This window comes from Arthrobacter sp. CAU 1506, from assembly GCF_005047635.1.
Classification (GTDB): domain Bacteria; phylum Actinomycetota; class Actinomycetes; order Actinomycetales; family Micrococcaceae; genus Crystallibacter.
The window spans coordinates 12112-38042 of the sequence record NZ_SUKC01000024.1; the positions used below are offsets into that span (position 1 = coordinate 12112).

The 25931-nt window shown below is 68.0% G+C and carries 23 protein-coding genes and 1 riboswitch; of the genes, 9 read left to right on the plus strand and 14 right to left on the minus strand.

Annotated features, from left to right (window positions below):
- Positions 1-162: 162 nt before the first annotated feature.
- From E4J89_RS18460 to E4J89_RS18475, 4 genes are read right to left on the minus strand one after another with little or no spacing between them, the layout of a single operon-like run.
- A complete protein-coding gene (locus tag E4J89_RS18460; RefSeq protein WP_276606356.1) occupies positions 163-882 on the minus strand; it encodes a response regulator transcription factor in 720 nt (239 codons plus the stop codon).
- Positions 875-2143, minus strand: coding sequence for a histidine kinase (locus E4J89_RS18465; protein WP_136787677.1), 1269 nt, complete (start codon positions 2141-2143; stop codon positions 875-877). The genes E4J89_RS18460 and E4J89_RS18465 overlap by 8 nt, the downstream gene beginning before the upstream one ends.
- A gap of 19 nt (positions 2144-2162) precedes the next feature.
- Positions 2163-3011 (minus strand): ABC transporter permease, encoded by an 849-nt coding sequence (locus E4J89_RS18470; protein ID WP_136787678.1) that lies wholly within the window; start codon positions 3009-3011, stop codon positions 2163-2165.
- A 2-nt stretch (positions 3012-3013) separates the two neighbouring features.
- Positions 3014-4000 (minus strand): ABC transporter ATP-binding protein, encoded by a 987-nt coding sequence (locus E4J89_RS18475; RefSeq protein WP_136787679.1) that lies wholly within the window; start codon positions 3998-4000, stop codon positions 3014-3016.
- 259 nt (positions 4001-4259) lie between these two features.
- Positions 4260-4369, plus strand: a riboswitch (TPP riboswitch).
- A gap of 30 nt (positions 4370-4399) precedes the next feature.
- Here E4J89_RS18475 and E4J89_RS18480 point away from each other — a divergent pair.
- Genes E4J89_RS18480 through E4J89_RS18500 form a run of 5 tightly spaced genes read left to right on the plus strand, consistent with a single transcriptional unit; the run spans position 4400 to position 9600 of the window.
- Positions 4400-5065, plus strand: a complete 666-nt coding sequence (locus E4J89_RS18480) for a YkoF family thiamine/hydroxymethylpyrimidine-binding protein (protein WP_136787680.1) — start codon at positions 4400-4402, stop codon at positions 5063-5065.
- Between the two features lie 22 nt (positions 5066-5087).
- Complete coding sequence (locus tag E4J89_RS18485; RefSeq protein WP_136787681.1) at positions 5088-5705, plus strand: ECF transporter S component; 618 nt, start codon at positions 5088-5090, stop codon at positions 5703-5705.
- The gene (locus tag E4J89_RS18490) at positions 5695-7461 is read left to right on the plus strand and encodes an ABC transporter ATP-binding protein (protein ID WP_136787682.1); all 1767 of its coding nucleotides are present in this window, start codon (positions 5695-5697) and stop codon (positions 7459-7461) included. The genes E4J89_RS18485 and E4J89_RS18490 overlap by 11 nt, the downstream gene beginning before the upstream one ends.
- A complete protein-coding gene (locus tag E4J89_RS18495) occupies positions 7458-8267 on the plus strand; it encodes an energy-coupling factor transporter transmembrane component T (RefSeq protein WP_136787683.1) in 810 nt (269 codons plus the stop codon). Before E4J89_RS18490 ends, E4J89_RS18495 begins: the two co-directional genes overlap by 4 nt.
- Positions 8251-9600, plus strand: a complete 1350-nt coding sequence (locus E4J89_RS18500; RefSeq protein WP_240691984.1) for an NtaA/DmoA family FMN-dependent monooxygenase — start codon at positions 8251-8253, stop codon at positions 9598-9600. Before E4J89_RS18495 ends, E4J89_RS18500 begins: the two co-directional genes overlap by 17 nt.
- 44 nt (positions 9601-9644) lie before the next feature.
- On the opposite strand, the gene E4J89_RS18505 is transcribed toward E4J89_RS18500, so the two are convergent.
- On the minus strand, positions 9645-9935 hold the full coding sequence (locus E4J89_RS18505; RefSeq protein ID WP_136787684.1) for a DUF4287 domain-containing protein: 291 nt from the start codon (positions 9933-9935) through the stop codon (positions 9645-9647).
- A 442-nt stretch (positions 9936-10377) separates the two neighbouring features.
- A complete protein-coding gene (locus E4J89_RS18510; protein WP_136787685.1) occupies positions 10378-11037 on the minus strand; it encodes a GntR family transcriptional regulator in 660 nt (219 codons plus the stop codon).
- A gap of 103 nt (positions 11038-11140) precedes the next feature.
- Here E4J89_RS18510 and E4J89_RS18515 point away from each other — a divergent pair, with 103 nt between their 5' ends.
- A complete protein-coding gene (locus E4J89_RS18515; protein ID WP_136787686.1) occupies positions 11141-12454 on the plus strand; it encodes an MFS transporter in 1314 nt (437 codons plus the stop codon).
- Positions 12455-12477: 23 nt separating this feature from the next.
- Positions 12478-13707 (plus strand): alpha-hydroxy acid oxidase, encoded by a 1230-nt coding sequence (locus E4J89_RS18520; protein WP_136787687.1) that lies wholly within the window; start codon positions 12478-12480, stop codon positions 13705-13707.
- On the opposite strand, the gene E4J89_RS18525 is transcribed toward E4J89_RS18520, so the two are convergent.
- Complete coding sequence (locus E4J89_RS18525) at positions 13704-14402, minus strand: nucleoside/nucleotide kinase family protein (RefSeq protein ID WP_240691985.1); 699 nt, start codon at positions 14400-14402, stop codon at positions 13704-13706. The genes E4J89_RS18520 and E4J89_RS18525 overlap by 4 nt on opposite strands.
- A 2-nt stretch (positions 14403-14404) precedes the next feature.
- The gene (locus E4J89_RS18530) at positions 14405-14611 is read right to left on the minus strand and encodes a hypothetical protein (protein ID WP_136787689.1); all 207 of its coding nucleotides are present in this window, start codon (positions 14609-14611) and stop codon (positions 14405-14407) included.
- Between the two features lie 65 nt (positions 14612-14676).
- On the opposite strand from E4J89_RS18530, the gene E4J89_RS18535 reads away from it, so the two are divergent.
- Positions 14677-15477, plus strand: coding sequence for a hypothetical protein (locus E4J89_RS18535; protein WP_136787690.1), 801 nt, complete (start codon positions 14677-14679; stop codon positions 15475-15477).
- A 71-nt stretch (positions 15478-15548) separates the two neighbouring features.
- Here E4J89_RS18535 and E4J89_RS18540 read toward each other — a convergent pair whose 3' ends face one another.
- The 3 genes from E4J89_RS18540 to E4J89_RS18550 form a co-directional block, all read right to left on the minus strand.
- Positions 15549-16367: a class I SAM-dependent methyltransferase gene (locus E4J89_RS18540; RefSeq protein ID WP_136787691.1), complete on the minus strand. Its 819-nt coding sequence runs from the start codon at positions 16365-16367 to the stop codon at positions 15549-15551.
- A 124-nt stretch (positions 16368-16491) separates the two neighbouring features.
- The gene (locus tag E4J89_RS18545) at positions 16492-17649 is read right to left on the minus strand and encodes an MFS transporter (RefSeq protein WP_136787706.1); all 1158 of its coding nucleotides are present in this window, start codon (positions 17647-17649) and stop codon (positions 16492-16494) included.
- A gap of 112 nt (positions 17650-17761) precedes the next feature.
- Positions 17762-19444, minus strand: coding sequence for an ATP-binding cassette domain-containing protein (locus E4J89_RS18550; RefSeq protein ID WP_136787692.1), 1683 nt, complete (start codon positions 19442-19444; stop codon positions 17762-17764).
- A 388-nt stretch (positions 19445-19832) separates the two neighbouring features.
- Here E4J89_RS18550 and E4J89_RS18555 point away from each other — a divergent pair, with 388 nt between their 5' ends.
- Entirely contained in the window at positions 19833-20768 is a 936-nt protein-coding gene (locus E4J89_RS18555; protein WP_136787693.1) for a ketopantoate reductase family protein, read from the plus strand.
- 77 nt (positions 20769-20845) lie between these two features.
- On the opposite strand, the gene E4J89_RS18560 is transcribed toward E4J89_RS18555, so the two are convergent.
- From E4J89_RS18560 to E4J89_RS18570, 3 genes are all read right to left on the minus strand, one after another.
- Entirely contained in the window at positions 20846-21961 is a 1116-nt protein-coding gene (locus tag E4J89_RS18560) for a zinc-dependent alcohol dehydrogenase family protein (protein ID WP_136787694.1), read from the minus strand.
- A 112-nt stretch (positions 21962-22073) separates the two neighbouring features.
- Positions 22074-24974, minus strand: a complete 2901-nt coding sequence (locus E4J89_RS18565; RefSeq protein WP_136787695.1) for a LuxR family transcriptional regulator — start codon at positions 24972-24974, stop codon at positions 22074-22076.
- A gap of 39 nt (positions 24975-25013) precedes the next feature.
- Positions 25014-25838 (minus strand): fumarylacetoacetate hydrolase family protein, encoded by an 825-nt coding sequence (locus tag E4J89_RS18570; RefSeq protein WP_136787696.1) that lies wholly within the window; start codon positions 25836-25838, stop codon positions 25014-25016.
- Between the last annotated feature and the right edge of the window lie 93 nt (positions 25839-25931).

Genomic DNA, 25931 nt, shown 5'->3' on the forward strand with positions numbered 1-25931 from the left:
CGGACGCCGGACCGGGCGCGTAAATCCGCGGGCCCGACCCGTCCTCCACAGCCCGGCGTTCGGGCCGAGGAGCGCACCCGGGAAACCCCGGCCGGGGACCGCTGACCGCGTCCCGCGGAGCAAGAGCGTCCCGCGGAGGACCAGCGGACCACCAGCGGATCGTCAGTAATCCAGCCCTTGGCTGGGCACCACCAGTCCGGTCTCGTACGCGTAGACCACGGCCTGCACCCGATCGCGCAGGTGCAGCTTGGCCAGGATGCGCCGCACGTGCGTCTTCACGGTCGCCTCGGAGAGGAAGAACCGGTGCGCAATTTCGGCGTTGGACAGGCCTTCCGCAATGGTTTCGAGCACTTCCAGTTCCCGCGGCGTCAGGTCGTCCAGCAGCGGGTCGCGCTGCGGCGGGGCCGCCGGGCTGCCGGCCGGGGCGAGGCCGCGCACATACGTCTCCAGCAGGCGCGCCGTCACCCGCGGCGCCACCACGGCGTCGCCGGAGGACACCAGGCGCACGGCCTGGACCAGTTCCGCGGGCGCCACGTCTTTCAGCAGGAACGCGCTCGCCCCGGCCTGCAGCCCGGCGAAAGCGTACTCGTCCAGATCGAAAGTGGTCAGGATGATCACCCGGGCCGGCAGCCCCGCGGTGACGATCTGCCGGGTGGCCTCGATCCCGTCCAGCACCGGCATCCGCACGTCCATCAGCACCACGTCCGGCGCCAGCTGCCGCGTCAACTCCAGCGCCTCGGCGCCGTCGGACGCCTCCCCCACCACCGCGACGTCGTCCTCGCCCTCGAGGATCAGCTTGAAGCCCATCCGCAGCAGCGGCTGGTCGTCCACCAGCAGGACCTTCACCGGCGCCGCCGGGCCGCTTTCGGTGCTCTCAGACACTCTTGTCTCCCTCTCCGGGCCAGTACAGTGTTGCCTCCACCATCCAACCACCGCCGGATCGCGGACCGCTGGCAACGCGGCCGCCGTAGATCGCGGCACGTTCGCGCATGCCGACGATCCCCTGGCCCGTGCCCAGCGAATCGGAGGCACTGGCCTGCCGTCCGTCGTCGGCCACGGTGATGTGCACGGCGTCGCCGTCGCGGATCACCGCCACGTCCACCCTGGACACTCCCTTGGCGTAGCGCAGCACGTTGGTGAGCGATTCCTGCATGATCCGGTACACGGTGAGCCGGAAATTCTGGTCCTCCGGCAGCGCCGGGCCGGCCATCACGGTGCGCAGCGGCAGGCCTGCCGCCCGGAAGCCGTCCAGCAGCCCGCTCAGCTGGTCGCCGGACGGGGCCGGCGCCAACGGGGCCGCTTCCACACCGTTCTCGGTGCGCAGCACGCCCAGCACCCGGCGCATGTCCGCCAGCGCCGTCCGGCCCGTCGCGGAGAGCTGGTCCAGCACCTGTCCGGCGCGTTCCGGGTCCTTGCGGACCACGACGGCGGCGCCATCCGACAGCGCGATCATCACCGACAGCGAGTGCGCCACCACGTCATGCATCTCCCGCGCGATGCGGGTGCGTTCGTTCGCCGACGCCAGCTTGGTGTTGTCCGCCGCCCAGCGCTGCAGCTCGGCATCGTGCAGCCGGTCCCGACGCACGGTGACCCCGATGCCCGCGGCGATGATGTTGGCCAAGACCAGCACCAGCCCGGTGATCAGGCCAACAAAGGCCGGGACCTCGCCGCTGGCGATTTGCTTGGCGATCTCCGGCGGCATCCGGACCGCCATGACCACCATCATCGGCACGACGGCGATCACCGCCGCCGCGATGGCGCGCACCGCGGGCTGGGTGGTTGCCACCGTGTATACGGCGAACCACATGGCAAAGGAGCCGCTGCCGGTGCTGGTCACCAGCACGATTAACGCGTCCACCATGGCAATGGCCGCCAGCACCAGCAGCGGGTACCGGCGGCGCCAGACCAGCGCGGCACCGCCGGCCAACAGGAGCAGCAGCGGCGACCACTCGCCGTTGGCCGCGGTCATCACGGCATTCGGCAGCCCAAACAGCACATGGATGCCGACCAGCACCCAGTCCATCGCCACCGGGTGGGTATGGAAATAGCGCCGGATGGGGCCCCGGCGCTTGGAAGATATTTCGGTGAAGGAGACGGCGGCCGTTCGTTCCGCCGCCTCCCTCACCGAAGGCTTTTCAGTCATGCAATGAGCCTAGCCGCGGCTAGACGTCCCGGGCCTTGGTGGTCACCGCCGCGCCGGCCAGCAGCACCGCGGCCCAGGCCGCCATGACCAGCCCGCCCTGCCACTGGGTCAGGTCGCCGTCGGCCGTTTCCAGCATCACCATTTGCCGTCCCGCATTGGAGGGCAGGTAGGGCATGACGCCGTCCTGTACCCAGTCGAAGGGGATGATCTGGGCGACGATCGGCAGCACCAGCAGCAGCACCACCAGGGTGACGATCCCGCCGGCGCTGTTGCGCAGCAGGGACCCGAGGGCCAGGCCCATGAGCGCCACGATGGCCAGGTACACGCCGGAGAGCAGCATGGACTGCACCAGGTTGTCCACGTCCAGCCCGAATTCCCTGCCGTAATTGGCCAGGATCGGCTGCAGCAGGAAGTAGGTGATGAAGCTGGAGAGGATTCCGACGACGGCGGCGACCACCGCGACGACGAAGGCCTTGGCGAACAGCGGCGACAACCGCGACGGCACCGCCGTCATGGTGGAGCGGATCATGCCGGTGGAGTATTCGGAGGCGATCAGCAGCACGCCCAGCGAGCCGATGATCAGCTGGCCGAAGTCAAGGCCGCCGCTGGTCATCAGGTACAGGAGGGAGCTGTCCATGCCCGCCGCGGCCGGATCCTGGCCGGCGGATTCCATCTGGTCCAGGCCGGTGGCGATGCCCCAGCCGCCGAGCAGGCCGATGCCCACCATCACCAGGACGGTGGTGGCCAGCAGCACCCAGGTGGAGCGCAGCGTGGTGAACTTGATCCACTCGCTGTGCAGCGTGCGGGGGAAGCTTACGCCGTGGCCGGTGACGCGCCCGGCTTGGGGAGTCAGGGTTGCAGCGCTCATGGTCAGTTTCCTTCCTGGCCGGCGCCGGCGGCGACAGCAGCGTGCCGTCCGGACTCTGCGTTGCCGGCATGGTCATGTACGTCGGCCACCGGGCCGGAATGGTATTCGACTTCGTCCTTGGTCAGGTCCATGTAGGCCTCTTCCAGAGACGCCTGCAGCGGGGTCAGCTCATAGACCAGCACCTGCTGGGCGAGGGCGGTTTCCGCAATGGCGCGGGCCGGGACGCCGCTGACCTCCAGCAGTTCCGGTTCGCGTGCCTCCACGCTGACGCCTTCGCCGGCCAGTGCCCGGGTGAGGACGTCCGGCCGGTCGGTGCGCACCCGCACCCGCTGGGCCCGGTTGTTCAGGATGTCCTGAATCGGCGCATCGGCGATGATCCGGCCGCGGCCGATCACAATCAGGTGGTCCGCCGTCAGCGCCATTTCGCTCATCAAGTGGGAGGACAGGAACACGGTACGGCCCTCGGCGGCGAGCGCCTTGACCAGGTTGCGCACCCAGAGCACGCCTTCCGGGTCCAGGCCGTTCACCGGCTCGTCCAGGATGATGGTCTGCGGATCGCCCAGCAGCGCGGCGGCGATGCCGAGCCGCTGCCCCATGCCCAGCGAGAACCCGCCCACGCGCTTCTTGGCCACCGCGCCGAGGCCGGTCAGCTCAATCACATCGTGCACCCGCTTGGTGGGGATGCTGTGCGTGGCGGCCATCGCCCGGAGGTGGTTGTACGCGGACCGGGAGGTGTGTACCGCCTTGGCGTCCAGCAGGGCGCCGACTTCGCGCAGCGGTGCGCGGTGCTTGGCGTAGTGCTTGCCGTTGACCAGCACGTCGCCGGAGGTGGGACGGTCCAGTCCCATGATCATCCGCATGGTGGTGGACTTGCCTGCGCCGTTCGGGCCCAGGAAGCCGGTGACCCGGCCGGGCTGCACAGTGAAGGAGACACCCTGCACTGCCGGTTTGTTTCCGTAGACCTTGACCAGGCCCTGTGCCTCGATCATCTGAACCGTCCTTCGTGGATTGGGATGGCGCCCGTCTCGGGGCCACTAGCTACGTTACGGATCGCCGGCCGCCGGCACACCGCACGCAGGGATGATCTTGGCCAGCGGCTGGATCGTCCTTGAGGATGACGCTACGGGCCCCGGACCTCACGGCTCTATTGGGGGAAGCCCTGAGCTGCCCCGGACAAACGGTCCACCCGGAGTGTGACGCATGCGGGTCTGCCCCTTTCGCAACCCGGCGGGCCTGCCGGTAGGCTGCTGGCTTGTACACGGGAGTCCGGTGAGCCGGGCTGAGAGGAAACTTCTCAAGTTTCGACCGTTGAACCTGATCTGGATCATGCCAGCGCAGGGAGCAACCCTCACACCCGTGCCCTGTTCACTCAACAGAAGGGCGCGAAAATGCGAACACCTGACGCAGCCGCGACGGCAGCAAACCATTTATCCACCACCGGGACATCCTTCACGGCGACGCCGCGCGAATTCGGCGTCGGGGCCAGACTGACCTTGGCGGTGATGGCCGATGACTACATCGACGTCATCCTGGGAGCGCTGGAACACGCCGACGCCACCGGGCTCGAGGTGCAGACCGGGAAGGTCAGCACCTACGTCTCCGGCGCCGAACAGGACGTGCTGCGTTACCTGAGCCAGGTAATCGCCGCGGCGGGCCGCAGCGGGGCACACGTAGCGGCCGCGGTCCACCTGTCCCGGGGCTGCCCGGGCGGCGTCAGCTGCGAGATACCCGCGGGCGGCGCGGCGCTGTACTCGGAGATCCCGCAACTGGAACCGACCGGGATCACAGCGGCGGCCGACTGGGCAATCTACCCGCTCGCCGACGGCGGACCCGGCAGCGCGACAGCGGACCACATGCGCGACATCTACGCCGCCATCGATTACGCCAAGTCCACCGGGGTGACCGTGACCGAAGACCACTACGTCACCCGGCTGGACGGGGACGTCGCCCAGGTCCTACAGACCATCGCGGCGGGGTGGGTCCTGATCGGCCGGTCCGTTCAGCACGTCGTCACGCACGCCACCCTGTCCATCAACAGCCCCACCGCGTCCTGACGCCGGACTTAAAGGATTCCCCATGTCTACCTCAACTACCCCTGCCCGCACACGGTCCTCCTGGAGCCTTAAAGATCTGGTCCTGCTGGTCGTCCTCGGCGTTGTCTTCGGCTTCCTCTACTGGGTCTTCGTCCAAGCCTGGACCGCCCTCTCGATCCTGATGGGGCCCGCCGGAGACCTCTCGCAGCATTTCCTCGCCGGCAGCTGGCTCTTGGTCGCACCGATCGCCATCGCCATCGTCCAGCGGCCCTTTGCCGGCGTCATCGCCGAGGTCCTGGCCTCCGTCATCGAGGTCGTGTTCCTGGGCTCGGCGGTGGGCCCGATGCTTTTCATCGCGGCGGCCATCCAAGGCATCGGCAGCGAGATCCCGTTCGCCGCCACCCGCTACCGCTCCTACGGCTGGGCCACGTACGCGTTGTCGGGCCTGCTCGGCGCCGGGCTGGTCTTCTTCTACTCCGCCTTCCGGTCCGGCTGGTACGGGCAGGACGTGTTTTTCCTCCGCTTGGTCATCCACTTGATCTCCGGGCTGGTTCTCGGCGGACTGCTGGCCAAGGTGATCGTCGACAACCTGGCGAAGACCGGCGTCGTGGACAACTTCGCGATCGGACGCACCCGTCTGGGCAAGGCCAATGCCCGCTGAACCTGCCCTTCAGCTCACCGATGTGTCCGTGGAGTTCCCCCGGCGGGACTCGGCGGTGCTGCGCGGCGTCACGCTGCGGCTGGACCCCGGCGAACATCTGATCGTTTTCGGTGCCTCGGGGTCCGGCAAGTCCACGCTCCTGCAGGCGATCACCGGCGTGGTTCCGCACACGGTGCTGTCCACGCTCACGGGCAGCGTGTCGGTCAATGGAACATCCACCATCGATGCGTCCGTCGTCGAGCTCTCGCGCCACATCGGCGTCCTCAGCCAGGACCCGTCCTCCGGAGTCTGTTTGCCGGATGTGGAACAGGAACTGGCGCTCCCGCTGGAGAACCGCGCCGTGCCCCCGGAACAGATATCGGCCCGCATCGACCACGCACTCGCGGCGGTCGGTGCGGCCGGCCTGCGGCAGCGGCAGACCGACAGGCTTTCCGGCGGCGAGGGCCAGCGCGTGGCACTGGCCGCCAGCCTGATCGCCGAACCTGCGCTGCTGCTGCTCGATGAGCCCACGTCCATGCTCGACCCAGCCGGTCTCACTGCGGTGCGGCAGGCTATCGACGCCGCCACGGCCGCTTTCGGCCCGTCAGTCGTGCTGGTCGAGCACCGGCTCGACGACTATGCCGGCCCCGCAGGAATTGCCGGCCTGCCGGAACGGGCGGTGGTGCTCGGCGATGACGGCCGGGTGCTGGCCGACGGCGACACCGCGGCTGTACTGGCAGGCAGCGCCGGACAGCTCAATGCCCGGGGTTGCTGGCTGCCGCTGGAAACGGAACTGTTGGCGGTCACCGGGCGGCCCGGCGGTTTGGCCACCCCTGAGGTACGCGCAGCTCTCCGCGCTTTGGCCTTGCCCCGTGAGGGCGACGATCTGCAAGCTCCCCGCGGCTTGGGAATGCCGAACGACGACGGTGCTTCCCCGGCGCCCCGCATCGGCGACACCGTCCTCACCGCCCGGAATGTCTGCGTCTCGCGCGGCGCCGAACTGAAAAAGCGCCGGCGGCCCCGGCGCACGGCCGAAACGGCGCCGGCCATCCTCAAGCACGTGAACTTCGAGCTCAGGCGCGGGGAGATCACCGCCCTGCTGGGCGCCAACGGCACGGGCAAGACGTCGTTGCTGCTCACCCTCGCCGGGCTCCTCCCGCCCGCCGAGGGAAGTGTGGCCGGTGCCCGCCCCGGCATGGTGTTCCAGAATCCCGAACACCAGTTTGTGGCCCACAGCGTCGTCGATGAAGTCCGGCACGGGCTTCCCGGCGATGCAGGCCGCCTCGTCAAGACCGTTTTGGATCAGCACCGGCTCATCCATCTGGCCGACCAGAGCCCCTTTCGCTTGTCCGGCGGCGAAAAACGCCGCCTCAGCGTCGCCGCCATGCTGGCGCATGACCGGCCTTCGTTACTGGCGGACGAGCCGACCTTCGGCCTGGACCGGCGGGACACCATTGCCACCGCCGCCGCGTTCAGGCAGGCGGCGGCGGCCGGCCGTGCCATTTTCTTCTCCAGCCACGACCTACGCACCGTTGCCACGCTGGCCGACCGCGCCGTCGTCGTCGCAGAGCACACCGTGATTGCCGACGGAGCCATCTTCGATGTGCTGCGCGACCCAGACGTGCTGATGCGGGCAGGCCTGAGGCTGCCGCCGCTGCTCGACTGGCTGCTCGCCGAGTTCGATTCCGCGCCTGACATCCGCCGCGTGCTCAACGGGCTGGATGCGGCTGTATCCGGCGCCACCACGGCACCGCAGTTGTCCGGGAGCCGGGTATGACCGCCGCCACCACTTCGGCGTTCACTGCTTCCGGCAGCGTCCTCGCCCGCCGCAATCCGACGGTCAAGCTCGCACTGTTATTCGTCGTCTCGTTGGCGATGGTGTTCGTTTTTGATCCGGTCACGCCGGCGGTCCTCTACATCGTCGCCCTGGCCACGATCCAGGCGTCCACTCGCCTACCGGTCAAAGCCATGGCACTAGGGCACGTTCCTTTCGTCGCCTTCGGGCTGGGGATCTTCCTGGTCAACGCACTCAGCCGTCCGGGCCAGATCCTGTGGGAGGCCGGGCCCGTTCGGGTCACCGTCGAAGGACTGTCGGTGGGTGGTTCCTTGGCCCTGCGGACGCTGGTGATCGGCATACTCGCCATCGGCTTCGTCGCTTCGACCGACGGCGTGGCGCTGATGGGGAGCCTGCATCAACACGCCCGGCTCGGCTCCCGGGTCACCTACGCTGTCTTGGCCGGCTACCGCATGCTGCAGGAGATGCCGCGGGAGTGGCAAACCATCCGGCAGGCGCACGCCGTCCGGGCTCGGCTTCGCCCGGACGGCACCCTGCCGCGTGGCCTGTCCGCCTATCGCCGTGCGGCCTTTGCCCTGCTGGTCGTCTCCGTCCGCAAGGGCGAGCGGATGGCCCAGTCTCTGGAATCCCGCGGCCTCGGCCTCAGCCCCCGGACCACGTGGCGGAAGATTCCGCTCAACAGCACCGACTGGCTGATGGCAACAACGGTCTTGGCCGTGCTCGGCGGAATCCTGGCCCTCAGCCACATCCTGGGCTTCTTGGAAGGATACGATGCGCTCTTCAGCTGACGGCATGCACCTGGTGGCGATGGTCAACCCTCCCACCAGCCAGTATTCGGATAATTGGCGGCACCCGCTCTCCAGGCGCGACTGGCTGAGCGCCGAGTTTTATCTCGACTTGGGCCGAACGCTGGAGCGAGGCTGCTTCGACATGCTGTTCCTGCCCGACGCTCTGGCCGTCCCGGAGGACAACACGGGCGACTTCGCCACCACTCTGGTCACGGGCGGCAAGGGCGCCATCTATCTCGACCCCATGGTCACGCTCTCACTGGTAGCTGGCGCGACGCGGCACCTGGGGTTGGCTGCGACCATCTCCACGACCTTCACCCCCGCCTACACCATCGCCCGCAAGTTGCTCTCGCTGGATCACCTCTCCGGCGGTCGGGTCGCCTGGAATATTGTCACGTCCACCACCGATGCCGAGGCTGCCAACTTCAGCTTGCCCTCCATCCCGCCCAAGTCAGAACGTTATGACCGGGCCGACGACGTGGTGCAGACGGTGGTGGACTTGTGGGATACGTGGCAGCCCGGGGCGTTGACCCTGGACGGACCGCGGCGCCGGTTCGCGGATCCTGAGCAGGTGCAGCGGATACCCGAACGGCCCCTGCTTGCCGGAGGCCGGCCGTTGAGCCGCGGGCCGATCACCTTGCCGCGCAGCCCGCAAGGAAAGCCGGTCCTGATGCAAGCCGGATCCTCGCCGCGCGGGATGGAGTTCGCCGCCCGCTGGGCCGAGGTCGTGTTCATCGTTGCCGACACTCCGGACGCCATGCGTGCCGTGCGGACCGAACTTCGTTGCCGTGCGGTGGCCGCCGGACGGAACCCAGACCACCTGGCAGTCCTACCGGCAGTACAACCGATCACCGGGTCGACCCGCGACGCCGCCTTCGCCACCGTCCGGGACTTGGAAGCGGCGCTGGATGAGCAGGACGTTCTGACGAAGTTGGGCCGCCTCCTGCACGCGTCCCGGGAGGAGTTGGAGCCCGACGGAAGCGCCGAGCAGCTGCTGTTGGCGCACCGCGGCGCAACCGGCAGCGAAGGGTTCGAACAGATGCTGCTGGCCGCAGCCCGCCGCCAATCCATGACGGTCCGCGACCTGGCGAACGCCCAAGCCATGAACCAGCTGCACCCGCAACCCGTGGGCGATCCGGCGGACATCGCCGACTACTTGTGCGAACTTTACGACTCGGAAGCGGCTGACGGTTTCGTGATCATGTCCGCGCTCTACCCATCCTCGCTCGAAGACTTCGTCAACGGCGTCGTCCCGGAACTGCAATCACGGGGCCGTTTTCGGACCTCGTACTCGGGACGCACCCTGCGCGAACATCTGGGAGCGCCAGCGTAAGTATGGGCAGCCCTGAGGTTGGCTTGCTCTGAGGAGGCCAGGCCCTACCGTGCCGGGTTGGTATCTTTTCCGTCGAGCCAGAGGGTGTCGCTGGCGTCGGCATGGGTGCCGGCACCGCCCACGTGCTTGTCGCTGATCTGCGGTCCCTTGGTGATCACGTGCACGAGCGCCATGCCGTGCCCGCGTCCGAGGTCGTAATCCTGCTTCAGCCAGTCGAGGATCGGCGTGGCCTTGGTGCTCCTGTCAAAACCGCGCTCGTGGGCGAGGCCGATGAACTGGCGAGGGGTGAGGCCGGTCTTGGCTTCGATGTTATCGAGGTAGCTCTGAAACGACATGGCTTAATCCTTCATGGGCCTGGTTTCGCGGAATGGGAATCGTGATGGCATTTCCTGCGTCGCCCGTTGGGCCGGGCTCCGTCGAGTCCCCTCAGCCGCAGTCGCCACCACCTGCACCGCCGGCATCTCCTCCGAAGGCAGTGGTCCCATAGGCTGCGGTGCCGGCTGTCTCCGCATGCATCGGAGTCCGGGCACCTTTTACGGATCGGCGGTCAGCCCTTGCACCTAAAACCACCCAGGCAATACATGCCACAAAAAGGGTGGCAATGATGATGGCGAATCCCATACCCGTCTCCTGTCGTTGAGCAAAGGCTATGGCCGGAATGCGCCCTGGGCAACACTTCGGGCTTTTTCCCTGTCTCGTCAAGGACGATGCAGCACACCTACGCGAGCAGTCGCAACCTGGTTCATCACAACTTCCGTACGGTGGACCACGCCGCCATTAAGCCCAAAGGTCACTTGGCCGCTCGAATTGACGGGCCATCGCGGACCGTACATTGCGCAGATGGGTTCGCATTGCCTCGGCGGCGCCTGCGCCATCGGCAGCGGCCACCGCCGTGTAGATGGCCTCGTGTTCAATCAGTTCCTGGTCCGCAGCCAAGTGGGCGTGAAGGCCGGGCAGCACGCGGTAGGCGCGGGAGGTCTCATCGAGGCATCGGGCCAAAAAATCGTCGAGCCTGCGGTTCCGCGCACCCCGCGCCAGGGCGCGATGGAACGAGTAGGCGTGCTCCATGCTCGCGAGCGGCTCAACCACGGCCTTCTCACGCTGCTTGTCCAGAAGTTCCCGCAGCGTTGTCAGCAGCTCGTGATCTGCGTAGGCGGCGGCGCTCGCGCACGCATGCGGCTCAAGGAGCATGCGGAGGTCGAGGACCTCGGCGACGTCGTGCGAGCTCATCGTCACGACGAGGTAACCCTTCTTAGGGAGCACGGTCAGGAGGCCTTCGGTGGTGAGCAGTCGCAGCGCCTCCCGCACCGGAGTTTTGGAGACGCCAAACTCCTCGGCAAGCCTGGGCTCAACCACGAGGGATCCCGGCGCCAAGTCGCCGGCGAGGATCTGAGCGCGCAGCGCGCCGGCGACCCTGTCGGTCATCGAGTCAGCCACGGTTCCTCCCTTCGCCCGGCTTGTGAATCGTATCACAAGATGCTAGAAATATATTTCACGCATTCCTGCCGCACACCATCTTCCCGCTCCTCCAGGAGGAACCTTGGCCAACGCCGTCGTTGCCACCAGTCCTACGAGGCTCACCCCGGGCGCCCGACGCGCGCTCTTCGCGGCGACCCTCGGAACACTGATCGAGTGGTACGACTACGCGCTGTACGGCGCGGCAGCCGGCCTCGTCATCGGGCCTCTCTTCTTTGCCGGAACCGGGTCCGAAGCATCGCTGGCGGCGTTCGCGACCTTTGCCGTCGGTTTCGTGGCCCGGCCGTTGGGCGGGGTGCTGATTGGCCACCTCGGTGACCGGCACGGCCGCCGGCCCGCGATGCTGCTGACGATTCTGCTCATGGGGGCGGCGACGGTGGGCATCGGACTCCTGCCGACAGCGGCCGCCATCGGGGCTGCTGCCCCGCTCCTGCTGATCGTTTTCCGCCTCCTTCAGGGACTCGGCGCGGGTGCCGAACTCGCGGGAGCCATGACACTCGTCGCGGAGTTCGCACCCGCCAAGCGGCGCGGCTTCTTCACCGCCGTCGTGCTGGCAACGCCACCCGCGGGCATCGCACTGGCCACCGTGGCCTTCCTCTGGGCTTCCTCGGCCGGCGACACTGCGCTGCTCGATTGGGCCTGGCGCATCCCGTTCCTCGCGTCCGCCGTCCTGTTCTTCGTGGCCCTGTTCATCCGCACCAAACTGGAGGAGACGCCGGAATACCGCCAGGCGAGCGAGCACGCCGACGAGGCGCGCAAGCGCAAGCTGCCAGTGATGGAGCTCCTGCGCAAGGACCCCGTTGCCGTCCTGATCGGCTTCTTCTCCATCACCGGCCACAATGCCCTGAACTACATCATGGCGGTGTTCGCCATCGGCTTGATGGCCTCCCCCGCCGTGGGCATGAGCCGTCCCGACGCGCTGCTCGCCGTCACGGTCGGTTCCCTCGCGGGCGTGGTGGCAACGCCCGCGGGCGGCTGGCTTGCCGACCGCTGGGGAGCCGGCCGCGTTCTCGCGATCGGCTCTGCCGCCGGCGCGCTGTTCGCGTTCCCGCTGTTCGCCGCCCTGACTAGTGGCTCGGTCGCGGTGGCAACGGCCACTATTGCCGTGGGATACGGCGTCGTGATTGCGATGACGAGCGGCGCTCAAGGCGCTTTCCTGACCAATCTGTTCCCGCCGGATCGGCGCTTCTCCGGCGTCGGGCTGGCACGCGAGCTTAACGGTGCGATCGTGGCAGGCCTGAGTCCTCTCATCGCGGGCGCGCTGATCGCGGCGGCACAGGGCAGCACGTGGTTGGCCGCGCTGTTCCTCGCCGCATGCTGCGCATCTTCTGTGATCGCCGTACTCTTGGCCCGCGGCCGCGGCACCACCGCGGCCTGATTCCACCCCTTGGAGGTACCCCCATGAAGCGCAGATTCCCCCGCGTGAGCGAACTTCGCCCGCTGCTGAAGTTCGAACTCCCGAGCCTGGACCGCAGGGCCGCACGGCTGGCTCACGCCGCAGATGTGTGGGACCTTCGAACGACCGCGAGGCGCCGCACCCCCACGCCCGCTTTCGACTACGTGGATGGCGCCGCCCAGCGTGAACTCACGGCGAGACGGACACGGGAGGCGTTTGACGCCGTCGAACTCCTCCCCCGCATTTTGCACGGGACGGAGAAGGTGGACCTCTCGACGTCGATCGCCGGCGGCATTTCCTCGCTGCCGTTCGGAATAGCTCCGACCGGGTTCACGCGGTTCATGCATGCAGAAGGCGAGGATGCCGGCGCCTCCGCTGCCGCCGCGGCAGGCATCCCGTTCTCGCTGTCCACCATGGGCACGCGCTCGATCGAGCAGGTAGCCGCAACCGCTCCCGAGGGCCGGCGCTGGTTCCAGCTGTATCTGTGGAAGGACCGGCAGAAGTCGCTCGACCTGCTGCGCCGCGCGGAGGCTTCGGGCTTCGACACGCTGCTCGTCACCGTCGACACGCCGGTCGCTGGTCAGCGGCTGAGGGATGCCCGCAACGGCATGGTGATTCCGCCCAGACTGACCATCAAGACCGTGCTCGATGCTTCCTATCGGCCCGAGTGGTGGTTCAACTTCCTCACCACCGACCCGCTGACGTTCGCGTCGCTGTCCGGGACCAGCCAAGACCTTCCCACGCTGATCAACTCAATGTTCGATCCGTCGCTCTCGATGGCCGACCTTGAATGGATCCGCTCGATGTGGGCCGGGAAGCTGTTAGTCAAGGGCGTGCTGACGGCCGAGGACACACGCCGCGCGCTCGACGCCGGAGCAGACGGCCTCATCGTCTCGAACCACGGCGGGCGACAGCTTGACCGCGCGCCGGTCTCGCTCCGCGCGCTGCCCGAGGTGCGGGCCGAAGCCGGGGACGGGGTGGAGATCATCCTCGACTCGGGGATCATGTCCGGGGCGGACATCGTCGCGGCGCTATGCGCCGGAGCGGACTTCACCCTTATTGGGCGCGCCTACCTTTATGGGCTCATGGCCGGCGGGCGCGAAGGCGTTGATCGCGTAATCGAACTGCTGGCGAAGGAGATCGAGGTGACAATGCAGCTTGTTGGCGCAGCGACCATTGAGGACCTGGGGCCGCACCTGCTGCGCACCTGGCCTGAGCCAGAGCGCATCGACTAGATAGTCTCGGCGCCGTGCGCAGGCCCACGTACCTCTTTGAGCCAGGCAGCGCCGACGGCTTCTTCCAGGGTGACGATGAGGTCTGCATCTTCCCGAGTGGCACGGATCAGTTGGGCGTTTCTTTCATCCACGGTGGCCACCCAAGCTTTTGCCGCCGCGGGGTTCTTGCCGAACTCAATGTGTCGCTGGATGAGGCGCTGGATGCGCGTGCTGTCGTCCTGCTCGCAGTACCAGACCTCGGTGCACTGGCTCCGCACTGCGCGCCATCCGGGGCTGTCGAGCAGCAGGTAGTTTCCTTCGGTAAGGATGGTGGTGGCGGAAGGGAACACGGGGATGACGCCGGCGATGGCTTGTTCCAGGGTCCGCTCGAATCCCGGCGCGTAGACCACGGCGTCCCGCTCCGACCGCAGCCGTTGAAGCAGCGCCGCATAGCCGTGCACATCGAAGGTTTCCGGTGCGCCCTTTCTGTTGAGGATGCCGAGGCGGGTCAGTTCCTGGTCTGAGAGGTGGAAGCCGTCCATCGGGACGTGGGCGTATTGCTGGCCTGCGGGCTCCGGGGAGTCCTTGTTCAGTTCCTTGATGAGCCTGTCCACCAAGGTGGTCTTGCCGACGCCGGGCGGGCCGACCACGCCGATAACAACCGGCGCCTCTTTGGTCGCTTTCCACTGCCTGACGCGGGCGACGAGTTCATCCACCTTCATTGCTCCGCCCGTGCGGCGTGCAGGTGGTGGGCGATGACCTCGTAGGTCCGGATGACCATGTCCTCGCCGTCGGTCCTCACATTCCGCCAGACGGCAAGAAGGTTAAACGGTCCGCGTGCGGCGGCGGCGGATGAGCATTCGAAGGTGATGGGGTCACTGTAGTTGATGGCACGCGAGGCGTGGAAGAACCAGGTGAAGCCCACCTGTCCCACCCTCCCGGATCGCAGTCCTTGCGCGCCTGAGCTCAGGCCGGTAGCGTGCCCACACCATGAATCTGCCGCCCGCCCCCGACTCCTCCGGCGCCGCCGACCTGCCGGAGCGGAACCTCACGCGTCCGGAGGGCCACGCGCCCCTGATCGGCCAGCCCGCCGGCAGGGAAGGCGCTACCGGCACTGTGGCCGGACCGTTCCGCTCGGGTCTCCGGTCGCTCCTAGCCGTCCCCGGAACGGTGATGCTGATCCCGGTGGAGGGACTGTTTCTTGTTTTCCTGGGAGCGGCAGCCATGACGAATTCGTGGAACGAGGCAGTCATTCCGGCCCTGTTGATCGGGGCGGCCCTGGTTCCCTCCAGGCTGGAGCTGGCCGTCGAGGCCCGGTTCCCCGCGTGGGTGCACGCCTGTTATCTGGGTTTCCTGCTGGCGGGACCCTTTGCCGGGGCCCGGCTGCGGCTCTATGCGTTCTGGCCCAACTGGGACAAGGCCGTCCACTTGTTGTCCGGTGTCCTCGTGGGGTGCGCCGTCGTGTTCGCCCTCGGCATCGTCAGCCGCAGGAAACGCCTTGATCTTCCGCCTTTTCTAGTGGTCGCCGGAGTGGTGACTGCTGGCGGCTTCGTCGCTGCCGCCTGGGAAATCGCCGAGTTCAGCAGCGATCTCCTGCTGGGCACCCACTCACAAAACGCCAGCCTGCCGGACACCATGACGGACATCATCTGGGGACTTCTCGGGGCGATAGCGGTGGCCGTAGCGGCGGGCATCCACCTCCGCGGCCACACGGTTGCCCCGGTCAGCTCGCTGCTTCGCAACCGCGACTTCGTCCCAGCCGCGCCCCGCCGGACACCAGGACGCCCATGACGGCGGATAGGAAACTGACACGGTCGGGCAACCGATGCAGACCCTGCCTCCCGACCGTTGGTCCCGCGTGATTATCCCTTGCGGGCTGTGAACAGCAGGTACTCCCATTCCATGGTGCCGCCACCGAGATCGTGTCGACGAGCCAGTTCAACAAGGTCCTGATCGAGGGCCTGCACCCGGTCCGGATCCTCCGCGATGTTCCGGTAGGTGTTGATCGTGGGGCCATAGCAGGCCTTGAAGAAATCGCGGAATTCCTCCGCGGTGCCGAACCTGTCCACCGTCAGCTTTTCGCGGCGGGCGACGACGTCGGTGGCCCGCTCGCCCAGCAAGCTCTCCACATGCTGCTGGCTGCCCCAGAGGGGTGGCGGCTGCGCACCCGGGGGCGGCGGGGGTGCGTAAGGCTTCATGGTCGAAAACATCTGGCCGATAAAGCCCTCCGGGGTCCAGTTGGAAAGGGCGATCGTCCCTCCGGCCCGCAGCACCCGGACCAGTTCGTCGGCACTGGCCTGGTGATTGGGAGCGAACATGATCCCCACGCAGGAGATCGCGGCGTCGAAGGAACCGTCGCTGAACGGAAGGTCCTCGGCGTCGGCCTCCTGCCAGTCCACGGAAACACCGGCCCGTTCGGCCAACCTGCGCCCCTGCTCGAACAGTTCTGGCGTGAGATCCGCGGCGGTGACCCGCGCCCCAGCCTGCGCTGCCGGAATGGCCGCATTGCCGGACCCCGCCGCAATATCCAGAACGCGGTCGCCCTGCTTGATGCCGCTTGCCTGGACCAGGGCGGGCCCCAGCGCGGAGACCACCTCCGTGGCGACGGCGGGATAGTCACCGAGTGCCCACATGGCCCGGTGTTTTGCTTTGATCTCCGAATTTACCGATGGCTTGTTCATGGCCCTGCCTCCTGCTGTTGAAGGCCCTCGTTGATGGTTCTACAAGGATCGGGGCGAGCCTGATTAATTTCCAGTGTCAGCCGGCTTGGGCGTCTGCGCGAGCGGCATCTCGGTGGCCGCCGCGTTAACTTCGGGGGCGCCGCTGCTCGCGGGCGGCCGGGGCGGTCAGCAGCGAGGCCAGCATCAGGACGGCGACGGCGAGCAGGGCGTTGCGGATGCCGACGTGTTCGCCGAGGAAGCCGAGGAACGGCGGCCCGGCCAGGAACGCCACGTAGCCCAGGGTGGAAACCACCGAGACGCGCTCGGCGGCGCGGACGGGATCATCCGCGGCTGCGGACATGCCCATCGGGAAGCCCAGTGCGGCGCCGGCGCCCCAGAGCACCGCACCCGCGAAGGCCAGCGGCAGGTTCGGCGCGAAGACAAAGACCAACAGGCCGGCCAGCGCGGTGCCCAGGCTGATCCGCAGCACCGCCACCCTCCCCCAGCGGTCGATGAACCGGCCGCCGGCAAAGCGCAGCAGCGTCATGGCGGCCACGAAGACACCGAACATCACCGCGCCCAAGGCTTCGGTGGCATCGAGCCCGACGACGGTGGCCTGCGCGATCCAGTCGTTGGCGGCTCCTTCGGTCAGGGCGGCGCCGAGGACGACGACGCCGATCAGCACCGTCCGCGGCTCGCGCCAGGCGGCAAACCGCCCACGGCGAGCACCGCCGTCGTCGTCCTCATGACGCGGCAGATGCGGCAGGAAGGCGCGCGGCACCAGCCAGGTGGCGACCGCGACGACCCCGGCCAGTACCGCCAGATGGACGGAGAGCGAGACGCCGAGGACGGAGAGCCACGCGCCGAGCATGGCGCCGGCGAACGCGCCGAGGCTGAAGGCGGCATGGAACTGCGGCATGATGGTGCGCAGCAGTTTGCGCTCCACGTCGGCGCCTTCAATGTTTTGCGCCACGTCCCACCACGCCACGCCGATGCCGTAGCAGAACAGTGCGACGGCAGCCCCGGGGACGGTTCCGGCAGCGAGCGCCGCGGCGAGGCCCGCAGCGCTGACGGCGGCGATCAGGCCGCCGGCGCGGACGGTGTTGGCCGTGCCGATTCGGGCCGCGATGGGTCCGGCCAGCGGCAGCGAAATGACCGAGCCCAACCCGAGAGCCAGCAACAGGGCCCCGATTTGGCCGGCGCTGATCTCCAACGCTGCCGCGGCCGCGGGGATCCTGGCTGCCCAGCTGGCAAAGACCAGTCCGTTCAGCGCAAAGATGGCGAAGGTGGCATACTTCGCCATCGTCGCTTGCCGGGACGGACCGCCGGACGGGCGGCCGGCGGCTGTCCTGCCCGTGCGGCCTTCCGGCTCAGCGTTCCCCGGCACAGCGTTCCGGGACACAGCGTTTCCAGGCTCAACGTTCCCGGACAACACGTTCCTCGTCCCAGACCGGGGTGTCGCTCTCGTAGACCTTGCCGTCGGACCCGAAGACCAGGAACCGGTCGAAGCTGCGCGCGAACCAGCGGTCGTGCGTGACGGCGAGGACCGTGCCTTCGAACGCGTCGATGGCCCGTTCCAGTGCCTCGGCGGAGTGCAGGTCCAGGTTGTCGGTGGGCTCGTCGAGCAGCAGCAGCGTGGCGCCGGACAGTTCCAGCAGCAGGATCTGCAGCCTCGCCTGCTGGCCGCCGGAGAGCGAGTCGTACAGTTGCTCCGCCTGCCGGGCCAGGCCGTAGCGGTCCAGCACGGCGGCAGCGGCCTCGCGGCCCAGGCCGGAGCGGTGGTCGTCGCCGCGGTGCAGGATGTCCACCAGCGACTTGCCCAGCAGGTCCGGCCGCACATGGGTCTGCGCGAAGAAGCCGGGCCGGATCCGGGCGCCGAGCTTGACCGTTCCGGTGTGCGGCACCTCGGCGATCTGCACCTCGGAGACCGGCAGGTGTTCCTTCTCCGGATCGGTGCCGCCGCTGGCCAGCAAACGCAGGAAGTGGGACTTGCCGGAGCCGTTGGAGCCGAGCACGCCGACGCGGTCGCCGAACCAGATCTCGGTACTGAACGGCTTCATCAGCCCGGTGAGCTCCAGCTTGCCGGCCACCACCGCGCGCTTGGCGGTGCGCCCGCCCTTGAGCCGCATCTGCACGTTCTGTTCGATCGGCACCGCCTCGGGCGGACCCGCCTCGAGGAACTTTTGCAGCCGCGTGGTGGCGGCGTGGTAGCGGTTAGCCATGTCCGAGCGGAAGGCGGCCTTGTTCTTGTACATGTTCACCAGCTCTTTGAGCTTGGCGTGCTCCTCGTCCCAACGTTTGCGCAGCTCCTCGAACCGCGCGTTCCGGTCATCGCGGGCCTGCAGGTAGCTTTCGAAGCCGCCGCCGTGGACCCAGGCGGTGGCACCGAGGGCACCCGGCTCCAGCGTGACAATCCGAGTGGCCGCGTTGGCCAGCAGCTCACGGTCGTGGCTGACGAACAGCACCGACTTCCGCGACTCGCGCAGCTTCTCCTCCAGCCACCGCTTGCCCGGGACGTCCAGGTAGTTGTCCGGTTCGTCCAGCAGCAGCAGTTCGTCCGGCCCGGAGAACAGCGCTTCCAGCACCAGGCGCTTCTGCTCGCCGCCGGACAGCGTGGACGCGTTGCGGTATTGCGCCCGGTCGAACGGCACGCCCAACGACGCCATGGTGACCTCATCCCAGACCGTCTCCTGCTCGTAGCCGCCGGCGTCGCCCCAGTCCGCGAGCGCCTGGGCATAGCGCATCTGGGTGGGCTCGTCGTCGTGCTCCATCATGGCCAGCTCCGCCTGATCCACGGCGCGGGCGGCGGCGGCCAGGGCCGGCGGCGCGGCACTGACCAGCAGGTCCCGGACGGTGGTCTGGTCGCGAACCTGGCCGACGAACTGGCGCATGATGCCCATGCTGCCCGAGCGCGCCACCGCGCCCTCGTCCGGGGTCGCATCCCCGGCGATGATCCGCAGCAGGGTCGTCTTGCCGGTGCCGTTGGGACCGATCAACGCCGTTTTGGCGCCGTCGCCGACCTTGAAGCCGACGCCGTTGAGCAACTGGCGGCCGTCGGAGAGGAAATAGTCGATGTTGGAGACGTCTAGATGGGCCACGGAACCAGTCTGTCATGGCCCGGGCATACGAAATGGCTCAAAGTCAGGCCTCCCCATTAGCCAACTCACTTCGAGCCATTTCGTGTGCGGCATCTGGATCCACCCGCCCGAAGGCAGGCCCCCCAACTCGGATCCGATTACCGCCGCCTCCGGTAGGTCTCCCGTTCCGGTTGCTGACACCTTCAATCATGGTCGAGGACCTGCGCGTATTCCAGATCAATCCACCCTAGTTAGAAAACCCTAGGGTGCTGTGGTCCTTACAGGAGCGCGACGGCAGCAGGTGATGTCTTGGGTGGGGATTTTTGCTGAAGCGGGACGGGCAGCGTGTGCGCAACAATGGTCACACACCCTGATCGGCATCGTCAGCGCGCACCGCACAAGGAGCCCCATGAGAATCTTGATTGCCGGAGCCGGAGCGACCGGCGGCAGCTTCGGCGCCCGCCTCATCGAGGCGGGGCGCGACGTCACCTTCCTCGTCCGCCCGCGCCGCGCGGAGGTGCTCGCACGCGATGGCCTGACCTTGGACGCGCCGGACGGCCGCCGCACCCTGCAGGCGAATATCGTCACGGCGATCGAACCCGGTGACCACTACGACCTACTCATCGTTGCCGTGAAGGCCCCCGCCCTCGCCGAGGTGATTCACGATGCGGCTCCCGCGGTCGGGCAGGAGACGATGATCCTGCCGCTGCTCAACGGCATGGACCACCTCGATGCCCTGCAGGCGGCATACCCCGGCCAGGTCCTGGGCGGCCTCGTTAAGATCGTCGCAACCCTCGACGAGGCGGGCGGAGTCCTGCAGATGACTCCGCTAAGTACGATGACGGTCGGCACCCTTGACGGTTCGACGTTGAAGGCAGAAATTCCAAGCGCGCTCAACGTGCCCGGCATCGAGCTCACCGTTGTAAATGATGTGCTGACGCGGCTGTGGGAAAAGTGGGCATTCATTGCTTCCGCCGGCGTCATCACCTGCCTCTTTCGCGGCAATATCGGGGATATCCTCGCCGCCGGCGGCGAGGAGCACATCCTCCGGGCCATCGCCGAGACGGAAGAGGTCGCCCGGAGCGCCGGCCACGCCGTCAGCACCGCGAGCCACGCCCAAAGTGTTGGTTTGCTCACCGAACCGGGCTCGTCTTTCACCTCCTCGCTCTACCGGGACCTCCAGCACGGTGATCCGGTTGAGGCCGAGCACATTCTTGGAGGCCTCGCCGCCCGCGCTAGGAAGCTCCACGTCGCAACACCTTTGCTGGACGCTACGCTGCTCCAAATGCGTACCCACCACCGCGCCTTGGAGCGGAGCACGCAGACGCCTGAGGCATCCGCATAATCAGTCTTGAGCGGTGACGGCTACCTGCCGGCAACTGCGGCACCCGCTGGGGCCACGCGTTCAGTTCCGATCCGCTCTCAGGCTTTAAAGAGCCTGCGGACCACCTGCCCTTGGGCCAGGGCTTCAAGGCCCTCGTTGATCTGCTCCAGCGGGTAAGTGTCCGTGTGCAGCAGTTCGACGGGAAGCCTGCCCTGCCGCCAGTACTCGAGGTAGCGGGGAATGTCCCGCTTCGGAACGGCATCGCCCATGTACGAGCCGAGCAGGCGCTTGCCCATGCCGGCGAATTGCAGGGCCGGCACGCTGAGTTCCTGGGACGGGTGCGGGAGGCCAACGGCCACCACAGCGCCGCCCCGGTTGGTGACCTCCAGGCAGCCGGCCAGCACGCGCGCGGAACCGGCGGCCTCGATCGCCACGTCGACCCCGCCGTCGGCCGTCTTCGCCGCCAGTGCAGCGGCTTCTTCCGGTGTCCCCACCGCGGTTGCACCGGCTTTCAGTGCCAGGGGATGCTTGGCAGTATTCGGATCGATCGCGACCACGTCCGCTGCTCCCGCAATCCGGGCAGCCATCACCGACGCCAGGCCGACGGCGCCCAGGCCGAAGACAGCCACCGATTGCCCGGCTTGAACCTGCGCGGTGTTGATCACCGCTCCCATGCCGGTCAGGACGGCACAGCCGAACATCGCGGCCACCTCGTCCGGCACGTCCTCGTCGATCACCACCACCGACTCCCGGGCGACCACCGCATGGTCGGCGAACCCGGAGACGCCCAGATGGTGGTTGATCCTTGCGCCGTCGGGAGAACGCAGCAGCGCCGGGCCGTGCAGCAGGTCGCCGCTGCCGTTCGCCTCGGCCGCCCGATCACAGAGGGCCGGGCGGCCGGCCAGGCAGGTGCGGCACTGCCCGCAACTGGGAACAAACACCAACACCACGTGATCACCGACCCGCACGTCGTCCACGCCGTCACCAACGCTGGCGATGCGGCCCACGGCTTCATGGCCCAGGGCCATCGGCAGGGGACGCACCCGGCTGCCGTCGACGACGGAGAGGTCGGAATGGCAGAGGCTGGAATAGCTGATGTCGACGCCGAGCTCGCCCCGCCTGGGCTCCGGCGTGTCGAGATTTTCGATGATCAGCGGCTTGGATTCGTTGTACGGACGGGGCAGGCCCGCCTCCTGCAGGACGGAAACTCGCATGTGCCCTCCTTGATCGGTGGCTAACTAGTGGCTAACTGTGGCTATCGGGTGGCGTTGTCGGGTAAGCGGAGGTCCGGCGAGGCACCCGCGCGGACTGTCGTCACTCCTGCCGTCAATCCTGCGGGTCCATCACGGTGGGAAGGGCCTTGCGCGAGCTGATTTCCAGTTTCGCGAAGGAGCGGGACAGGTGCCATTCCACCGCCTTGATGGTGATGAACAGTTCGGCGGCGATCTTGCGGTTGGTGAGTCCTTTGGCCGCCAATGAGCAGACCCGGTACTCCGCGGGCGTCAGCCGGTCGGCCTTGTTCTCCGCGATCAACGGCAGCTGGGAGTCCTGCTGCGCCAGCAGCCGGGTCATCCGGCGTGCCACTGCCGCGGCCCCGATCCGGTTGGCCAGCACCAAGGACTTCCGCGCGGCCGCCAGCGACTCGGTGCGGAACACCTGCAAGTCGCCGGAGTGTGCGGACGAAAGGCAGGTCTCCGCCAGGTCCGCCAAGGCCAGCGCCAGCTGGTACCGGCCCTCGTGCGCCTCCAGCAGCGCGATCGCTTCTCGCAGCATGACCACGGCGGACGGCCCGGGCTGGGCCAGCGCGGCCAGCCGCAGCACCGTGCCGGTCAGTCGGGGAGCGCCGAAGGCCCGGACCTCCTGCAGCAGCTCGGCGGCGACGGCGGCGGCGTATTCCGTCTGTCCGGCGCGCGCGGCGGATTCGATCGTGCTCCGCTTCCACAGGCTCAACGTGGGGCCCAGGCCGGCGTCCAGGTCCATGGCCGCGGAAAAGTACTCCAGGGCCTGCCGGTGATCACCGTGTCCGGCGGCGACCACTCCGTGCAGCTGCAGGGCCATGGCCTGGACCAGCGGCACGCGTTCTTCCTCCAGCGGCACCCGCTTCAACAGGTCGTCGGCCGCCGCAAGGTCGTCCCGGGCAAGGTAGATTTCGGCCAGCACCACACAGGCCACTTCGAGATAGGTCCGCCAGCCGCTGTCCGCCGCCTGCATGGCGGTTTCCAGGTCCATCTGCGCCAGCCGCAGCCGTCCGCGGTTGAGGTGGATGGCGCCGCGGCAGTAGCTCAGCGTGGCGTTGGCCATCGGCGACGAGTTGGCCCGTGCCTCGGCGATTGCCGCATCCAGCAGCTCCAAGGCGGCGGCATCCTGTTCCGAGCCGTTGAGCGCGCCCGTTGCATAGTTGATGATGTTGGATTCCGCGCCGACCTCCGCCAGCAGCTTGCCGCCGGCATAGCCGCGCAGGGCTAATTCACCGCAGCGCTTGGCATCCGTGCCGGTCACGCTCAGCCGCAGGGCCTCCTGAATGAGCAGCATGCGGTCGCTGGGACCGTCCTCGGCCGGATCCTGGGCCAGGATGTCCGCCAGCTCCTCGCCGTACTGCGATGCAAACTGCAGCTGCTGGAAGCCCGCCCCGGTGGCCTGCGCAATCACGCGGCGCCTGAGCTCGGTGTCCGGATGCTCGTCGTTCTCCAGTTCCTTCAGCGCCTGGCTAAAGCAGCGCGAGGCTTCCTCCACCCGGTTGATGGCGTACTGCGCCTCGGCAAATTCCATCAACAGCTCTACCCGGGCCCGCGTTTCCTCGGTCATCTCCAGAGCCCGGCGTCCGAGGTCCGCCGCCTCCTGAATGCGGCCGGCCACCTGATATGCCTGCGAGGCTTCAATCAGGATCCGGCGCTGCAGCTCGGCCGGCAACCGTTCTTCGGCCATCGCCCGTCCGATCATTCGGACGGCAAGCTCGCCCGATCCGGTGCGGCGCGCAGCGCTGGCTGCGACAAGCAGGATTTCGGCTGCAGCGGGATCATTGCCGGGTTCGGTTGCCAGCAGATGGCCCGCGATGACGGCCGGTTCGCTCCCCTGTGCCCGCAAGGCGGCGGCAGCAAGGCCGTGCAGCTCGGTCCGGCGTTCCGGTGCCAGCGTGGCGAGCACCGCCTCGGCCACCAGCGCATGCTGGACCCGTGGCCGGGGGCGCAGCGCGCTCAGAAAACGGTCCGCGGCCAGCCGTTTGAGCATCGGGGCCACAGCGTCCGTCGGCAGCCCGGTCATCCGTGCCAGCAGCTGCTGGCTGGTGTCCTCCCCCAGCACGACGGCGGCGTCCAGTACCGTCCGCTCCTGGGCCGAGAGCGCGGCGAGGCGGTCTTCCAGCACTGCGGCTTCGGCGCTGGTCCGGTCGGTCCCGACCTCGACGCCGCGTTCCAGGATTTCCTCGACGTAGAACGGCATGCCGCCGGCCGCCGCGTGGATGCGCGCTGCCTCCGCGGCATCCACGGTGGGTATCCGGTGCGCTGCCCACTCCGCCACTGCCCGGTGGTCCAGCGGTTCCAGCGGCCAATGCACCCGCCCTCCCGGCCGGCCGGCGCTGTGCCGGGAGCCGCCGTTCCGGGTGGAGCCCCTTCGGGAGGCGCCGTCTCGGGACGCACCGGTGCGGGCACCGCCGTCGTGCCCGTCCAACAGGAGGGCGTCCGTCCGGATCCCGTCACCGCGTTCGGCGCCTTGGCCGGTGCGCACCCCGCGCACAATTAGCAGCGGGGCCCCGATCAGCAGGACCCCCATGTCCGAGAGCGACTGCAGCGAGAGTTCATCCAGCCACTGGGCATCGTCCACCATGGCGATGACCGGGGCCTCCTGGGCCAGCGAGCGCAGCACCCAGGACGCGGAATAGGTCAGTGCGTCCTTGTGCAGCGGACCGCCGGCGGAGGTCAGGAACGAATGCAGCACCCGGCCCTGCCCGTCGAAGGGCGGACCGTGGTCCGGCATTTGTTGCGCCAGCGGCGCGAACCACTGCCAGAACATGGAACCGGGCAGCGAACGGCGGGCGGCGCCGGCGGCGCGCAGCAGCTTCCAGCCGCGCGAGGAGGCATCCGCGAACAGCGTTTCCAGCACCGTGGTCTTGCCGATCCCGGAGGGGCCGCTGACTGTCAATTCGATGCTGTGGCCGGCTTCCACGGCTGAGGCGAGGTCGCGCCACTGCGCCACCTCTTCCTCTCGCCCGTACAGCCGGGTTTGTGCCACGGATTGATCCTAAGCCGCGGGTCCGGTAAATGCGACGTTTCAGCTTTGTTCTTCTGGCACGCAGTGGTTGCGCAGTTCCCCGATCCCCTCGATCCGGGTGACCATCTGTGCCCCGGCGGGGATCCATTCGCGCGGTTTCCGGGCCAATCCCACGCCGGCGGGCGTTCCGGTGGCCAACAGGTCGCCGGGCTCCAGGGTCATGAATTCGCTGACGTAGGACACCAGCTTGGCGCAGGAGAAAATCAGGTCTGAGGTGTTGCCCGACTGCTTGGTGGCGCCGTCCAGCTCGCATTCCACCGCCAGCCCGGCTTCCGGGTCCAGCTCATCCGCGGTGACGACGACGGGGCCCACCGGAGTGGTCCGGTCCCAGTTCTTGCCTTGGAACCACTCCGAGGTCCGGCCCTGCCAGTCGCGGACCGAGACGTCGTTCATCACCGTGTAGCCGGCGATCGCGGCGCGGGCGCCGGCCTCGTCGGCCTGCCTCACCCGGGAGCCGATCACCACGGTCAGTTCGGCTTCCCAATCGATCTTGCTGCTGGCCGCGGGCAGCACCACGTCGTCCGTCGGGCCGACCAGCGCGTTGGCGTACTTGGTGAAGATGGTGGGGTACTTCGGGACGTCCTGGCCCACTTCTTCGGCGTGCGCGTAGTAGTTCAGGCCGGCACACAGGATCTTTCCCGGGCGCAGGATCGGCATCTCCAGCTCGGAGTGCTCCGGCGCCGGTCCTGGTTCGCCGGCGAGCGTGCGCCAGTCATCGCGCTGGAGCAGGTCGCCCACGTCCCTGGCCGGCAGGTATTCAGTGGTGTCGCCGTCCTGCCGGAACGCCTGTGTGGTGCCGTTCCGCCGTACTGTTCCCAGACGCATCTGTACCTCCTCGCGGCAGCCGTGCACCGCCGTCGTTAGCTCTTGGCAGCAAGGGAAGCCGCCTCTTTGCACGATATACGGTGGCGCCGGAGC

What these genes read in the sequence shown, in the direction of transcription:
- E4J89_RS18465 (WP_136787677.1), bottom strand. Translation starts at nt 2,143, where the DNA reads ATGACTGAAAAGCCTTCGGTGAGGGAGGCGGCGGAACGAACGGCCGCC.
- E4J89_RS18470 (WP_136787678.1), bottom strand. Translation starts at nt 3,011, where the DNA reads ATGAGCGCTGCAACCCTGACTCCCCAAGCCGGGCGCGTCACCGGCCAC.
- E4J89_RS18475 (WP_136787679.1), bottom strand. Translation starts at nt 4,000, where the DNA reads ATGATCGAGGCACAGGGCCTGGTCAAGGTCTACGGAAACAAACCGGCA.
- E4J89_RS18480 (WP_136787680.1), top strand. Translation starts at nt 4,400, where the DNA reads ATGCGAACACCTGACGCAGCCGCGACGGCAGCAAACCATTTATCCACC.
- E4J89_RS18485 (WP_136787681.1), top strand. Translation starts at nt 5,088, where the DNA reads ATGTCTACCTCAACTACCCCTGCCCGCACACGGTCCTCCTGGAGCCTT.
- E4J89_RS18490 (WP_136787682.1), top strand. Translation starts at nt 5,695, where the DNA reads ATGCCCGCTGAACCTGCCCTTCAGCTCACCGATGTGTCCGTGGAGTTC.
- E4J89_RS18495 (WP_136787683.1), top strand. Translation starts at nt 7,458, where the DNA reads ATGACCGCCGCCACCACTTCGGCGTTCACTGCTTCCGGCAGCGTCCTC.
- E4J89_RS18500 (WP_240691984.1), top strand. Translation starts at nt 8,251, where the DNA reads ATGCGCTCTTCAGCTGACGGCATGCACCTGGTGGCGATGGTCAACCCT.
- E4J89_RS18505 (WP_136787684.1), bottom strand. Translation starts at nt 9,935, where the DNA reads ATGTCGTTTCAGAGCTACCTCGATAACATCGAAGCCAAGACCGGCCTC.
- E4J89_RS18520 (WP_136787687.1), top strand. Translation starts at nt 12,478, where the DNA reads ATGAAGCGCAGATTCCCCCGCGTGAGCGAACTTCGCCCGCTGCTGAAG.
- E4J89_RS18535 (WP_136787690.1), top strand. Translation starts at nt 14,677, where the DNA reads ATGAATCTGCCGCCCGCCCCCGACTCCTCCGGCGCCGCCGACCTGCCG.
- E4J89_RS18540 (WP_136787691.1), bottom strand. Translation starts at nt 16,367, where the DNA reads ATGAACAAGCCATCGGTAAATTCGGAGATCAAAGCAAAACACCGGGCC.
- E4J89_RS18545 (WP_136787706.1), bottom strand. Translation starts at nt 17,649, where the DNA reads ATGGCGAAGTATGCCACCTTCGCCATCTTTGCGCTGAACGGACTGGTC.
- E4J89_RS18555 (WP_136787693.1), top strand. Translation starts at nt 19,833, where the DNA reads ATGAGAATCTTGATTGCCGGAGCCGGAGCGACCGGCGGCAGCTTCGGC.
- E4J89_RS18560 (WP_136787694.1), bottom strand. Translation starts at nt 21,961, where the DNA reads ATGCGAGTTTCCGTCCTGCAGGAGGCGGGCCTGCCCCGTCCGTACAAC.
- E4J89_RS18570 (WP_136787696.1), bottom strand. Translation starts at nt 25,838, where the DNA reads ATGCGTCTGGGAACAGTACGGCGGAACGGCACCACACAGGCGTTCCGG.